Origin of the sequence: Streptomyces sp. NRRL S-87 (assembly GCF_000719335.1) — a bacterium.
Classification (GTDB): Bacteria; Actinomycetota; Actinomycetes; order Streptomycetales; family Streptomycetaceae; genus Streptomyces.
In genome coordinates, this window is record NZ_JOGB01000023.1 from 39,570 (window position 1) to 54,065 (window position 14,496).

The following is a 14,496-nucleotide window of genomic DNA, read 5'->3' on the forward strand; positions in this document are numbered from 1 at the left end:
GGGTCAGCCGGCGTTACGGACCCGCTTGAAGCGGTTCAGGCCGGGCAGGGTCCTGAGGAGCTCGCGGACGGCGACGCGGACCAGGGCCCGGACCTCCTCGACGTCCTCCTCGGCCAGTTCCTCGGGGGTTCGGGCGGCGCGTACGGCGGCGGCCTGGTCACGCTCGGCCTGCTTGCGGTCCAGCCGCTCACTGAGGGCGGTGTTGGTGAGCATGCGGGCGCAGGCGATCAGCTGGTCGGCGCCGTCGAGGTAGCGGCCGGTGGCCGCGTTGGCCTCGCGGTCGTCGACGAGGACCAGGTGGATCATCGACTGCTGCAGGAGCTCCGCAGCCTTGGCCAGGTCGGAGGCGGCGGCCGCGGTGAGGTCCTGGCAGCCGGCGATGTCGGCGGCCTTGCGGCGGGCCTGGGCGTGCCGGGTGACCAGCCAGCGGACCGTGTCGGGGGTGTCGGCGTCGGCGATGAGCGCGGCGGCCGAGCGGGACGCGGCCTCGGCCGCCTTCACGAAGTCGATGGTGACGGTGGTCATCCGGGTCCTCCTGGGGTGAGGCGAGGTGGAGCACGGCGGCCGGCGCTTCGGTGGCCGGTCGCCTCGGCCGGGCGGCCACAGCCACGGCACCCGCCCGCGAGCGGGTGTCGGACTGGTAGCGGCCCGGACGGTCCCGGCGGTGAACAGCCGGGGCCGAGCGGGGCGATGCGCTCAAAGTCATGAATTGCGGTGCTTTTTTGCGCACTTCACCTGTGACAGGTGATTCGCCGGCGCCCGGGCTGTGACCCCCCTCTGCGTAGGACCGGACCCGTGTCAGGTAGTCCGCGTGCCCTCCCGGATCTGGACCGGGTCCCTGATGTCGAGTTGTTGCGCACAATCGGCTAGGCAATGAAGATCATCCAGTCGATATGCATTGACTAGACAATGCCCTTGCGATGACGAAGATGGCAGTCCTGTGACGCGGCGTCAAGCGCGGGGCACGACACGGGAGTTGCTGCGGAGGTCAGGATTGGGTGCCGCCGGTAGGCGTCCTTGCAGCTCAGAGGGGACGGCCAGTCAGTTCACGGCAGCGCCAAAAGATTTGCATTGACTAGACAATGCAACCCGGCAGGAGTACACATAGGGCCCATGAAGTCCTCACCTGTGTACCAGCGGATCGCGGACGAGATCCGCAGGAAGATCACCGACGGCACGTACCAGCCCGGCGCGCAGGTCCCCACCGAGGCCGAGCTGATGGCTACGTTCGACGTGAAGTCGCGAGCGACCGTGCGCCAGGGCCTGGCGCTGCTCGTTCACGAGGGCTTGATCGAGGCCCGGCGCCCCAAGGGGTACTTCGTGGTCGAGCACCGGCTGCTCGTCTACCGGCCCCAGGCGGAGTTCCGGCGGAAGCCGCCGGAGGTGGACATCTTCACCAACCTCGTGGCGGAGGAGGACGGACGCGTCCCGAGCCAGGACATCGAGGTCTCGATCGTCCAGCCCACCAAGCTGGTCCAGGAGCGCCTCAAGCTCGACGACGGCCAGCTCGCCGCCGCCCGGCGCAGGGTCCGGCGCCTTGACGGGGTCGCCTACAACATCAACGACAGCCACGTCGCCCTCGACCTGGTCCAGGGCACCGAGTGGATGCACCCCGGCGACGTCCAGCGCGGCACTGACACCGTCCTCGCAGAGCTGATCGGCGGTGAGCTGGTGTACGGCTTCCACGAGCTGTACCTGCGGATGCCGACGCCGGCCGAGGCCCACCGGCTCAACCTGGGCGCCGGCGTTCCGGTCGCCGAGCACATCTCCACCTCGTACGACGCCACCGGCAATCCCGTCCAGGTCACCGTCAACATCGTCCCGGGCGACCGGCACGTCATCGTCTTCGAGACCAGCCGTGAGGGCACCGACCTGCCCCGCATCCCGTGGGGCAAGCCGTGATCCTCGTCCGCGCCGAAGAGGCCGACCTCCCGCGCCTGATCAAGTTCCGTACCGACGCGGCGGCCTGGCTCGCTCAGCGCGGGTCCGATCAGTGGGCCAAGCCGTTCCCGGCCTCCCACATCCTCGACAGCATCCGGCGCGGGGAGGTCTACCTCGTCAGGCAGCACCTCGTCGGGGACGCGCTCGCCACCATCACGGTGGACAGGGACGCCGACCCCCAGCTGTGGACCCCCGAGGAACGGCGCGCACCTGCCTTCTACGTCCACAAGTTGGCTGTCGACCGCACCGCGGCACCAGCCGGTCTGGGAACCCGCCTGCTGAACTGGGCGGGCGACTACGCCGCGCGGCACGGGGCCGACTGGCTCCGCCTCGACGCGTGGACCACCAACGACCGGCTGCACCGGTACTACCTCGACCACGGCTTCGCCCATGTCCGAACCGCCACGGACCCGGGCGTCGTCTCCGGATGGGCGGCCCAGCGGTCCGCCGCCCTCCACGCCAGCCACGGTTTCATGCCTGCCTGGGTTCCTGCCGCAGGAGACGGCGAGGACTCAGCCCAGCGCTCACACTCGGCTGTACCTTCAAGGCCGGCGCGGTGAAGGTGCAGTACCCGCGCTGGCCCGTGCTCGTTCTTACCTCGCCGGTGGCGAGCACGGAGCAGGCATCAGAGGGCTGCCACGTCTCTCGCCGCGCACGCCGCCCTCTCGGCCGTCCGACACGCCGGATGGCCCAAATGTGGGTAACGGACGGCGCAGAGCAGGGTATCTTTCGATTCTCTCAACGTTGGAGGTGAATGTGACGGTCACTCACGACCCCGGATCGGCCGTAGACGCGCTGCTCCGTGAGCACGCGCCACTGCTTCCCCCCGAGGTCCGGGCTCCGCTCCGGCGTGCCGCCGGGCTCACCCAGCTCCAGGTCGCCACGGCCGTTGGCGTCCGCAAGCTCCAGGTACTGCGTTGGGAGCAGGGCGAGGCCGAACCGCGCCCGGGTGAAAAGCGGGCCGCATACAGCCGACTCCTGCAAGGCCTCGCCCGACAGCACCCCGACATCCTGGCGTCGACCGCGGTGCCCTAGAAACGCCTGAGGCCGCCCCTGCGCCAACAGGGACGGCCTCGATACAGCAATCCGACTCGCCGACCTACCACAGCCCGAGTCGTGTCCGGTGAGGTGACCTCGCCGGGGGTGATGCCCGTAGGCCCGCAGGCCCGCGTAGTCACCAGTACCCCAGAATAAGGGCCCCCTCCCCGGGAGGCCACCATTCTGGGGCCCTGTCTGGTCACATTGCCGTCCACGGCTCCCCGATCAAGGGGAGATCTTTCCGTGCGCGACCTGCGCGTTCGCCCTTCTGTAGCCCTCGTGCCGCAGCTGCGGCACCAAATCTTCAAGATCAATTTGGCAGGTGCGCTGCCCTTCGTGGGGCACCGCTGCCGTACCTGCACCGGCGGCGAGTCCACCGGGGCGGGGGTGTCCGATGAGTGAGACGCACGCCGCTGAACAGCTCGCCGAGCTGCACGGCCCGGATCACAACCCGTTCTACGGCACGTACGTCCGCGACTGGATCGCGCTGTGCGATGCCCTGCGGGACGCCGATGTTCGCGGGTACCTGATCCTGCGCTCCCTGGTGTTCGAGGGGAAGGGCGTCAAGAACCGCGTCCGCGTGCTGACCCTTGCCGAGCTGTGCCAGCTCATTCCCGGCCCGAACGGGAAGCCGTCGAGCCTTAGCCGGATCCGAGAGCTGCTGCGGTGCCTGTCGGCGGTCGGGCTGATCACCACCCCGGCGGGCGGTCCGGTCACTACGTCCTCCGGTGGGAAGGCACAGGGCCGACCCCTGCGCATCAAGATCCACGACCAACCTGCGACCGACTTCACGCCGCTGTGGCCCAACACCGAGGAGAAGCTGGCGTCCATCCGGCCGAAGGCCCAGCGGGCCGCTCTCGAAGCGGCGGAGCGGGACGCCTCCCGGGCTGCTGTGAAGGCGGCTGGTCAGAATTCCGACCAGCCGGACGCTGGTCGGAATTCTGACCAGCCTGGTTGGAATTCCGACCACGGTGGTCAGGATTCCGACCAGGACTGTGGTGATGACCTGGGAGAACGGGCCGGACAGTCCTGTTCTTGTGCTTCTGCTTCTTCGACTGCTGAACAACCGGGGGGGTCGGCCGGAGGCCACAGTGCGGGTGGTTTTGCGCGTGCGGGTGCGCGCGAGGGCGCGGCGTCTGGAAGTCCGACCGCTGCGGGCGGCTCCGCCGCCGACTCCTCGCAGTCAGCAGCATCAGAGCCGGGGGGCGGGGCTGGCGCGGCGGCGGCGAAGCCGAAGCGGGCAGCGAAGAGTCCCCTTCAGGTCTCGGAGCTGAGGCCGGTTGCCGGCGAGGACGAGGTGTACGCGATGCTCGACGCCCTTGGGGTGCTCAGCTCCCCGGCCGCCCGCATCTCCACCCTGCGCCGCGCGGTGCGGGAGTTCCTCGGCCACTATGCGGACGCCCGCACCGGCCCGTTCGCGATGTACCCGCGCCGCCCGGAGCATGCTGCGCTCCGTCTGAGCCTCGGGTGGCACCAGGCCGGGGGCCCTCTCCGTTCCAGCGCCGGCTACACGGGCGGGGATCGGATCGCCCGGCCGGTCGGCTACCTTGCCACGCTGTTCACCACGCATGAGTGCGAGCACCCAAACTGCGAGGCCGGGGTGTTCCTCGACACCCGCCAGGAGTGCAACACCTGCCAGTACCGGGCAGCGGAGCGCTTCCAGCAGGCTGAAGCCGCGAAGTTCGCCGAGCAGCAGGCTCGTGCTCAGGCTGAGGCAGAGATTGTGGCCCGGCAGCAGGCCGACGAGCGGGAGCAGGCGCACGGGGAAGCCCTTGAGGAGAACGCGCGCCGGATAGTACGAGAGGCCGCCGCGGCGGCGGAGGCGGAGGAAACCGCCCGTCTCCGCGCCGAGTTCGCTGAACAGCTCGCCGCGCTGAACGTAGCCGAGCCCCGGCCCGTCGTGCCTTCCCCGCTCTACCCCGCCCACGACGCAGACCCTGCCGGCCCGGAGGCAGACCTCCCGAACGAGGAGGACCCGTTCGCCCCCGACCACTTTGAGGACGGACCCGTGCCCGAGGCCCCCGTGCTGGAGGACTCCGTCCATGTCCAGGAGCAGTCGGTGGACACTTCGGACCCGTGGTCGGTGTCGAGCCCGAACGCCCTGTACACGGCAGCGAAGGCGGCCATGGCTTCCCGGGCGCCGTTCTAAACGGCCACCGGGGTTCGCCCCGGGGTGCCGTCGACTCGAGCGGGACGGCCATGGACCAGCCTGCCGACCCGAAGCCCGCAGTCGCCCTGTCTGCCGAGGCTAGGGACGGAGCTGCTGGACTCCGGGGGCCGGCCCCGATGGACGTGCTGTCCGAGGGGGCCGCCCTCCACGGCATGCGAGCCGCACCGGCCCGCCGGCCTCGAGTAGCCGGCCCCGCCCGTCCGCCGGTGCCCCGTCCCTCCTGGTGACGGGGCACCGCCCCCAACCCGCCCCAACCCGCCCCACCGGCCCAGGGGATAACTCGTCCAAGCGCCCCCCACCCTCCACCAGGGGGAGCGGGCCTTGTCGGCCCCCTCCCCCTGGTGACACCCCGAAGGACGGCGCCGCGGCGAGGCTCGCGACGTAGGTGCAGCGTCACCGGGCTTTCGTGCCGACTGGGGGACCGGTCGGCACCGGGCTGGGCCTGGGACCGCTGGGCCGCGGGGTGGGGGCGGAGCGCGGCCACGGGGCGACCTGCGGTCGCGCTTGGACGAATTATCCCCCTAGGGGATTGAAGGACGCGCGCCCGAAGGCGCGCGGAAGGGGCGCCGGTGGGTGGGGCGGGGCCCGTAGCCTGCGCCGCCCCGCGTCCTCGCCCCGTACGGGGCTCGGCAGGCCCCGCCCCACCCACCGGCACTGCATCTCCTCCGTGCACCCCCGACCCCCCGTCGGCAGGTGCGGGTTCGTGGGCAGGAACGAAGGACGCGCTTCGCGCGGCGACAGAAGAAGCTGCGCGCGTCCGGGGCCGCCCGGCCCGGCTCGGCCTGGAGGCTCTCGCGTGCGCCCTCAGTGGTCGCTGAGGGCGCACGCGGGCCCCGACGGTCAGGAATTGCGTGAATGGGCTGAACGGGGCTCAGGGGGTCCTCTGGGGCCTCGCGTTGGCGGGGGTGCGGGGTAGCCCGTGACCAGCAGCTCTTCTACCTGATGAGCCGCGGCATGACCGTGTTCGAGGCCATGGCGGCGGTCGTGCGCCGACTTCGGCGAGCCGGGAAGGAACTGCAGGTGGAGGCGCGCCCTTCAACTGCCACATGTCAACCCGGTCCGTCTGACCGGCTCCGTCGGCGAACTGCTGATCACCCACGGTCCGCGCACGACTCCCACCGTCAAGGGGTGGTCCGCGCGGACCGCACTTGCGGGGCTCACCCCGCGGTCCCGCTCGGTGTTCAGCAACTGGGTGGCGGACGTCCTCGCGACTCACGCTCCCGCTGTTCCGGCTTCCTGGGGCGCCGGCCCCGGCGGCGGGCGGCCCCATTCACGTGGCATCGCGAGAAGCGATGCGCACACCTGGGGGGGTGCCGCTCACCCGGCCTGCCCGAGTTGGGGGCTCCCGCCCGCGCCCTGACGGGCCGCTGTGGGACCTCGCGGGCCTCCGGTAGTCCGGATTCCGTGCAGACGCGCCACCGCATCAAGCCGAGTCAACTGGGGTCAGCCTGGATTCCGAAGGTAGACCGGTACGCGCGCTGCTTGGACGCGGGGTTCATCCACCCCAACACCTTTGATCCTTAAGCCCCCACCCGCGCTGCAACCCACAGAAAGAAAGGAGAACTGGGGATGCAACCCTCACAAAGAAAGGAGGAGTTGGGCATGTGCCAGCGATTCGCTGGTACGGTTCGGAGAGCCACCGCCGGACCTCATCGGGCTGGACACCTTCAAGGTCCGACAGTGGCTCCCCCCGTCTCGTCAGTTCCTCGGGAAAGGAAACGACATGTCGAACGCTACCGTGACCACCCCTCGCCGTCCGGGCCGCATCCCCGTGCTCCACCGGATCCTGGCTGTCGTGGTCGTCGTGCTCGTTGCCCTCGTCGCGGCACTCTTCACTGGAATCATCGTCTCGACCCTCGGCGAAACGATGCTCGCATCCGTTTGCGCTGGCGGAGGCGCTTTCATCGCAACCGGAGGATTCGGCATGGCGATCGCCACCTACTTGACCCCCGCCGCCTCGTCCTGACCCTGGCGTGGCCGCCAAGGGCGCCCGCCACCCTGCCGGTGGAGGGCCTCAAGGCCCGTTGTCGTTGCTGTCTGTGCGGAAGGATCTGCGGCATGAATCAAGACATGGTCACCGCAGCCATGGGCGCCGCAGGAGCTGTCGTGGGGGTGCGGCGGTCACTGGGGTCTTTACCGTGCGCTCTGCCCGGCGTCAGGCGGCAGCCGCTGTCCGGGCTGGTCTCGCCCAGGCAGCTGGCACCTACCTTGGCCCCCTCGACACAGCACGTCGCATGGCACAGCGGGAGGCGTATGCGCGGCTCCTGACAGCTGCCCATGACTACCAGAAAGCAGCACAGTCGGTGCTGTGGATGTCCACAGTGATGGATGCCGGCAGGGTGTTCGAACAGGATGGGGCCGAGCTGATGGCCGCCGAAAGGTTCGCGGAGTACCGCCGACGCATCACGGCAGTCAACGACGAGGGACTCGTCCGGGCCGCCGCTCAACAGGTGGAGCTTGAGGGGCCGGCCGAGGTCGGGGAGGCTGCGAGGCGGGTGCAGAAGGCTGCCACCGACCTCGCCCGGGTGCTGGTACTCGCGGGGCTTTCGGACCCGGGCGAAGACATCCCGCCTAACCCACAGCGCTCCGAGACGCTGCATGAAGCGCTACTTACCGAAGTTGAGCAGTTCACGCACACAGCGCGCGATTACTTGAACCGCCGGGACCACCCTGCCGGCGAGGAGCCAGCCGGGCGGTGAGCGCAGGTGTGGGCGTTCGAGATCAAGGCCCACGCGCCGCACTGCCGCGTGCTGTTCACCGTGTACGAGATGAAGCGGCTCGGCCGCGACGCCGCTGAACTCACCGGGCGGGCCGCCCGCTCGCGCCACATCGTCCGCGCGGCCCGCATCAGGCCCGTCAGCCGTCCCCCACGGAGATCCCGCGCCCGCAACGGGCGCGGTCTCCAGCGAGCAAGCAGAGCCAGAGTCGGGCAGCCGAGGTGATTGTCGTAACGGCGGGGCGACGTTCGGCCCGAAACCCCTCCGCAGGCACACCGTTCGGCACCATCCTGGGCCCATGCAGTCCGAACTACTGATCGCCCTGGTCGGCGCAGGAAGCGGCATCATCGGCGCCGGCCTTGGGATGCTCGGCGGCCTCCGTCAGGCCCACGCCGCACAGGCGGCCGCCGAGCGCACCACCCACGCAGCCCACACCCAGTGGCGCAGCAGCACCCGCAGGGACGCCGCGGTCAGCTTCGTCGCGGCCGCGCACGAAGCTCTGGAGGCCGCCCGCCACACCTGCACGCAGGGCGCCGACCGTGACCTGACCGCCCCTAATGCCGCGCGGCGGGAACTACGCAAGGCCCTGGCCTTGGTACAGCTCGAAGGCCCCGACAACGTCGCCGAGATCGCCGAGAAGATCCAGAATGACGTGGACAGCACCGTGCTGTTGGTGACGAGCCGCCACCGGAGGTTCCTGCCCAAACTGCTCCTGCGCGCCGCCGCCGAGCGGGGGGTCGAGGAAGCCCAGGCCGTACGCCGGGAGATGGATCGCGTGGGGCCCCGGCCCATCGACGGGGCTCTGTGGCGAGCGCTCCGGCAGACTGACGAGCTGACCGCCCGCGAAGTGGGAATGCTGGCCCGCCAGCACTCCAAGCGGCTCCAGGACGAGGCCCGCTCCCTGAACGCGGGACCCGCGACACCTTTGGAGCCGGAGGGGGAGCAGGAGCCCGATCCGCGCCAGCGGCCCTTCGCCGAGTCCTACCAGGATCACCGCAAAGCCCTCCGGGAATTCAGCGCCGCCGTCAGGGACTCCCTCGACGTACCTGGGGGAGCCGCTCCAGCTCCTGTCGGCCCGGCAGAGGAGCGGGCCCGCGAGCTGCGCGCAGTGTCCTGAACGATGACCGTCGGACGGGCCGCACCGGCGGAACCCGCCCGGGGTGCCCGGATGCCTGGCCAGCTCAGCCCGCCTTAGGCCCATTCAGCGCGGCCAGCAGCCGCTCGTCGTAGCCGGCGGCGCCAGGCCGCCTCAGGCAGTAGCAGGACACTCTTCCCTCCTGGAGCCGTCACACCATGAGCACACTCGCACCGTCGGCATCGTCGGCACCGTCGTGGGCGCACTGCGCCCACCGCGCCCACCCCACCGATCCCGTCGGCTGCCGAGGCATCCATGTCCCCGGTCATACCGCCTGCCTCGCCCACTTGACCGATACCGACCGCGACACCTACCTGGCCAGCCTGACCCCCGGCGCCGACATCGACCACCGCGGCACCCCCATCACCGAGGACCTCCTCGACCGCCTCCTCAACGCCGTTCGGGACCCCACCACCACGCACCCCCACCTCGGGACCGCCCAGTTCGACGAGGCTCAGTTCTCCGGCAGCGCGCAGTTCGACGAGGCTCAGTTCTCCGGCACCGCGCAGTTCGACGGTGCACAGTTCTCCGGTGACGCCTGGTTCAGCCAGGCGCGGTTCTCCGGTGACGCCTGGTTCAGCCAGGCACGGTTCTCCGACACCACCGGATTTGAAGGAGCACGGTTCTCCGGCAGAGTTTGGTTCGACGGTGCGCATTTCTCCGACACCGCCCACTTCAGCCAGGCGCGGTTCTCCGGGAAAGTCTTGTTCGGCGAGGCGCGGTTCTCCGGTGACGCCGTGTTCGGCCAGGTGTGGTTCTCCGACGTCGCTGACTTCGGCGAGGCGCGGTTCTCCGGTAACGCCGTGTTCGGCCAGGCGCGGTTTTCCGACGTCGCCCGGTTTACCCAGGCCCAGTTCTCCGGCAACGCCTGGTTCGCCTGGGCGCGTTTCTCCGGCGTCGCCCTGTTTGACGAGGCGCAGTTCTCCGACGACGCCCTGTTTGACGAGGCGCAGTTCTCCGACGCCCAGTTCGGCGGGGCACGGTTCTCCGACGACACCCAGTTCGGCGGGGCACGGTTCTCCGGCGACGCCCAGTTCGGCGCACAGTTCTTGGTGGCTTCGCGGTGGGGGCCGGTGGTGTGCACGGGGATGGTGGATTTGTCAGGGGCAGTGTTCGGGGCGCCCGTCACGCTGGAGGTCACAGCTGAGCAGGTGCTGTGTACGCGGACCCGTTGGCAGTCCACCGCGACCGTCCGGGTTCGCCATGCTTCTGTGGATCTCGGGCATGCGGTGCTGGAGGCACCTCTTGCCGTCACCGCTCACCCGACGCCGTTCACCACTGCATTCGGCCAAATCTTGGATGAGAGCACGTTCCCGGGGAGCGGGGCGGTGCGGGTGGTGTCGGTGCAGGGTGTGGACGCCGCGCATCTGGTACTGACCGACACCGACCTGTCCGACTGCCTGTTCTCCGGAGCCTTCCATCTCGACCAGCTCCGATTGGAGGGCCGCACCACCCTCGCTTCCACCCCCACCGGCTGGCACCTCAAGGGCATAGCTCCGGTTCGCTGGACCCGCCGGCGCACGCTGGCCGAGGAGCAGCACTGGCGGGCGCGGACCGCCGGACAGTCCCCCACACCTATCGGCGCCCCGCCCGAGCCCCGCCGTTGGCGTACCGGCCCGCACCACCCCGACCCCGCCCGGACGCCCGACCCCGACGACGTCGCCCCCCTGTACCGGCAACTCCGCAAGGCGTTCGAGGACGGCAAGAACGAACCCGGCGCCGCCGACTTCTACTACGGCGAGTGCGAGATGCGCCGCCACGACCACACCGGCACCCCGAAAGCCGAACGACGCCTGCTGTGGGCCTACTGGCTGCTCTCCGGCTACGGCCTGCGCGCCGGCCGCACCCTGGGCTGGCTCGCGGCCGCCATGCTCGCCACCATCGTGCTGTTGATGGCCTTCGGCCTCCCCGTGTCGTCCCCGAAACAGGAAGCCACCGGCACCGTTCCGGCGGGCGGCGGCACCGTCACCTTCATCATCGACAAGCCGGACGTGAAGAACCCCACCCGGGATAGGTTCACCAGCAGGCGCTTCGACAAGGCTCTGAACGTCACGCTCAACTCCGTGGTCTTCCGCTCTAGCGGCCAGGACCTCACTACCACCGGCACCTACATCGAGATGACCTCCCGCATCCTCGAACCCGGCCTCCTCGCCCTCGCCGTCCTCGCCGTCCGGGGACGCATCAAACGCTGATCACCCAACCGACCGAGCGTGTTCGAAAAGTGCGCCGCGCTCTGCGCGGCGCACTACCCTCTCGGCACGGCAAGACGCGCACGTCTCCCGCCGACACCGGCGCCCACGCCGCGCGGAGTGATCAAGTACGACACGCCGTTCGAGGCACGGCTTCTACCGGCGGCGCAGATCCTTCACCAGTACCAACCGCGAGGTCGGAGTGACTCCGTCAGCTACCAGGTACATGCCGAGATGGTCCCACGGAGCCTGAGGCCACCTCGACCCCATTCAGCAGCTGATCAACGGCCCAGACGTTAAAGATCAAGCTAGGGGATGCGCCCCTATTCAAGGGGTGCACTATTCCTCGGGGAGGAACTGGCGGGGGTCGGTGAACTCCACCTCTCGCTCGCGGTGAGGAGGCAGCGACAGACCCTTCAGCGGATTGTCGTCGGGGTGGTGGAAGATGTGACAGCGGGCCTCCTGGACGATCCTCTGGTTGAGGGAGCTGGCGAGGGGGGCGTCGCCGCGAATCTGGATGTCCCCGAGCTGATCGTTGGTCATGATCAGTCCGACTCGGCGGTCCAGAGCGACGAGCACTCCACCGGCGGTCGCCGTGCCGATTGGCAGTTGTGAGTTCTGGCCAAGGGGCTTCATGAGGACGACGGGGGTATCGGTGGTGACCAGCGACTCTCTCTGGAAGTGGATCAGGTTCCAGCTCCGGCCGTAGAACTGCCACGCGGTTCCTCGGAACAGTCGGTCCATCGTGAAGATGTGATCGTTCTGGTGGGGATCCAGGGTGTAGTCGTCGAAGTCGGTCATCAGCTCCCATGCCTCGTCGACCTCAGCTTCCGAGACCGTCCTGCCCTCGACGGCTTCGAGCGCCTCGCGCATGCCGTCCCAGCCCTTGACTGCGATCTCCAGCTTCAAGGACATGTCGGCGATTTCGCTGCTGACCTGCCGTGCCGCTGGTGTGCGGAGGTACTGCATGGCCGCCCATGCTGATACTGCCTCTCGCGTTTCGGGAGGGATGGGCCAGGCACTCCCATCCACGAGTGAGCTGATCGCCGGTGCGGCGGCGTTCTCCACGCGGCTCAGGCTTTCCTCGATCTCGTCGGTCATCGTTCCGTCGGCGGTCTCCACCATGTAGAAGTCCTTGACGACGGTCGTGCTCTTGGTGGAGACGAGCTTGCTCGGACCGTCCGGGACCGTGGTGCGGATTACCTGTTTGGTGCCGTTGGCGAAGCGGTTGAGGTAGAAGCGCGGGACGGTGTGGTGGTCGTGCTTGGTCGGTCGGTTGATCGTGAACTCCCAGTCTCTTGATTGCGGGCAGCAAGGTAGTCGGTCCAGTCGCGTCTGGCGCGCAGAAGCGACGCCGATAGCGCCCGCTACGCACGCGAGCCTGCGGGTAGGGCCAGACCGGTCGCGCCTGTCCGGCCCGTCCCAGCCGCTGAACTGCACAGGAGGGATTCCGCGGCGTCCGGTTCCGGGGGCGGCGTGCGGTCGGCATCCCCTCCAAAGCCCATCAACGCCCGGCGCGTTCGTGAACACGGAGAGTAGCGACTGTGTGCATACTGTGACGGCTGTGCTGCTCGTACTCAGGAGGCCGCATTGCGCACACGCGCCATCGTCACTGCTCTGGCCGCCCTCGCCGCCACAACGGCCGGGCTTGGGGCCCCGGCCGCGGCCGCCACCCCACCAGGCCCCCCGGGCACGCTTGCCGCGGCGGCGCCGCCCGATGAGGGCACTCGTGTGGTCACCACATGGGATCCGCCCGGCCGGCCTGTGGCGGCCGCGGCGGCAGTTGAGTGCCCGGAGCTGGCGCGCACCACCAACTGCGAGATGCACACCATCCACGGCGACATCATCCAGGACGGCGTGATCACCGGCGGATCGGACTCGGTCATGCTCGCCACCTGGGGCACCCACCCCAAGCAACGCGCCTTCACCGCCAGCATCCACATCACGGTCGTCTCGGCTTACGGCACCGGAGTGGGCATCTCGGACATCACCACTGCCGCCTGTACCGCGCCCTGCCAGGCAAGTGGGCAAGTCGTCGGAGCACCGGCCGCGCCCGGCGTGGAGTACTCAGGCATCCTCACCTTCACCGACGCCGTCGCCCGCGGCAGCCGTCACGAAAACATCCCCGTCTTCACCACCACGCCGGTGCTCCCCGCAGGCTACGAGACCATCGCCGGCAGCGGCCGCGCCTCCACCAAAATCCGCTGCGACGAGGAACTTCGCGGTGTAGGCGCCGGCTGCGTACTGCCCGAGTTCACCCCCACCGTGGACATGTCCGGCCTGGAGGCGATCTCCAAGAACATCCGCGGCATCCAGCAGCGCGGCGGCTACGGCATCCCCGGCGACCACGCCCGCGCCCTGCACCGCCTCACCAACGCCTCCACCATCCGCTCCAACCGCCGTTCCGTCTGCGCCCGCAGCATCACCGGAGCGCCCCCGGAAACGGGCCTGCAGTGCGACGAGTACCCCTTCGCCTCCACCAAGGAAGGCGGCACCGCACTGGGCACCTTCTACCGCGGCTGGGACTGGGTCCCCGCCAAAGAGAACAGCGACCAGGGCTACATGCTGAGCATCCTCTACCGCAACAACCGCGTCCTGGACGGCGACGAATTCTGGGTCCGCGTCTGACCACAACCCACCCCAAGTACCGGCCCGGCAGACTCCCCCTGCACGCCCAGGGGCCACAGGCTTCCCCTGCCGGGCCGGTACCCGCCCGACGACAGGAGGTCTCTGCCGTGTCGACGCTGCTGGTCCGCACCGACTTCACCCAACCCCACGCCTGGCAGAAGCTGTGCGCGACGCTCCAGACCCCCACCCGTGAGGGGTTCCAGGCCGACGTCGTGACCATCGACGACCCCGTCTACCAAGGTCTGACACCCGAGCAGGTCCTTCAGCGGGCCCCGACAGACCCCCAAGACCGCCTGATCGCCGTCGCCGATACGCCCGCCCTCAGCACCCCCGACCTGCCGCTGCTGGTCATCGACCTCCTCGAGGAGGGGCCGCAGAACCTGCGGGTCATCGCCGCCCAGCTCTGGTCCATCGACAACAACCTCTCCCTGGGGAACATGGACTACGAGGAGTTCGCCGAAGCAGCCGACGACCACGGCGTCTACCGCGGCCTGTGACCACTCCACACACGAGCATCACCACGCCATCCCCACACGCGACACCAGCGACGTCCCCCGCACCACCGCCTGCGCCAAGAGCACCCGGCCGGCTGTGGGCCGCTTGACCTGCCTGCCGCACGCCGCCGCGCCCGGACCCGACCCTCAGGTGAGGGGGGACCCCTCGGCCCCCGTCCAGGGC

The 14,496-nt window shown here is 69.5% G+C and carries 12 protein-coding genes; 10 read left to right on the forward strand and 2 right to left on the reverse strand.

The window, feature by feature from the left end:
* Positions 1-3: 3 nt before the first annotated feature.
* Positions 4-525: a hypothetical protein gene (locus IF43_RS0116745; RefSeq protein WP_030200672.1), complete on the reverse strand. Its 522-nt coding sequence runs from the start codon at positions 523-525 to the stop codon at positions 4-6.
* 588 nt (positions 526-1,113) lie between these two features.
* Between IF43_RS0116745 and IF43_RS0116750 the strand changes: the two genes are divergently transcribed.
* From IF43_RS0116750 to IF43_RS0116790, 8 genes are all read left to right on the forward strand, one after another.
* Positions 1,114-1,902: a GntR family transcriptional regulator gene (locus tag IF43_RS0116750; protein ID WP_030200674.1), complete on the forward strand. Its 789-nt coding sequence runs from the start codon at positions 1,114-1,116 to the stop codon at positions 1,900-1,902.
* A complete protein-coding gene (locus IF43_RS0116755) occupies positions 1,899-2,501 on the forward strand; it encodes a GNAT family N-acetyltransferase (protein WP_107048509.1) in 603 nt (200 codons plus the stop codon). The genes IF43_RS0116750 and IF43_RS0116755 overlap by 4 nt, the downstream gene beginning before the upstream one ends.
* A 196-nt stretch (positions 2,502-2,697) precedes the next feature.
* Positions 2,698-2,976: a DNA-binding transcriptional regulator gene (locus IF43_RS43710; RefSeq protein WP_030200679.1), complete on the forward strand. Its 279-nt coding sequence runs from the start codon at positions 2,698-2,700 to the stop codon at positions 2,974-2,976.
* A 397-nt stretch (positions 2,977-3,373) separates the two neighbouring features.
* The gene (locus IF43_RS0116765) at positions 3,374-5,128 is read left to right on the forward strand and encodes a hypothetical protein (protein WP_030200683.1); all 1,755 of its coding nucleotides are present in this window, start codon (positions 3,374-3,376) and stop codon (positions 5,126-5,128) included.
* 1,744 nt (positions 5,129-6,872) lie between these two features.
* Positions 6,873-7,115: a hypothetical protein gene (locus IF43_RS0116770; protein ID WP_030200686.1), complete on the forward strand. Its 243-nt coding sequence runs from the start codon at positions 6,873-6,875 to the stop codon at positions 7,113-7,115.
* Between the two features lie 268 nt (positions 7,116-7,383).
* A complete protein-coding gene (locus IF43_RS0116775) occupies positions 7,384-7,848 on the forward strand; it encodes a hypothetical protein (RefSeq protein WP_030200694.1) in 465 nt (154 codons plus the stop codon).
* Positions 7,849-8,164: 316 nt separating this feature from the next.
* Complete coding sequence (locus IF43_RS0116785) at positions 8,165-8,983, forward strand: hypothetical protein (RefSeq protein WP_030200698.1); 819 nt, start codon at positions 8,165-8,167, stop codon at positions 8,981-8,983.
* Between the two features lie 305 nt (positions 8,984-9,288).
* Complete coding sequence (locus IF43_RS0116790; RefSeq protein ID WP_324605114.1) at positions 9,289-11,193, forward strand: pentapeptide repeat-containing protein; 1,905 nt, start codon at positions 9,289-9,291, stop codon at positions 11,191-11,193.
* A gap of 336 nt (positions 11,194-11,529) precedes the next feature.
* On the opposite strand, the gene IF43_RS0116795 is transcribed toward IF43_RS0116790, so the two are convergent.
* A complete protein-coding gene (locus tag IF43_RS0116795; protein WP_158939357.1) occupies positions 11,530-12,720 on the reverse strand; it encodes a DUF4238 domain-containing protein in 1,191 nt (396 codons plus the stop codon).
* Positions 12,721-13,011: 291 nt separating this feature from the next.
* On the opposite strand from IF43_RS0116795, the gene IF43_RS0116800 reads away from it, so the two are divergent.
* The gene (locus IF43_RS0116800) at positions 13,012-13,818 is read left to right on the forward strand and encodes a NucA/NucB deoxyribonuclease domain-containing protein (RefSeq protein WP_030200701.1); all 807 of its coding nucleotides are present in this window, start codon (positions 13,012-13,014) and stop codon (positions 13,816-13,818) included.
* Positions 13,819-13,925: 107 nt separating this feature from the next.
* On the forward strand, positions 13,926-14,315 hold the full coding sequence (locus IF43_RS36505; protein WP_051795473.1) for a hypothetical protein: 390 nt from the start codon (positions 13,926-13,928) through the stop codon (positions 14,313-14,315).
* Positions 14,316-14,496: the final 181 nt, after the last annotated feature.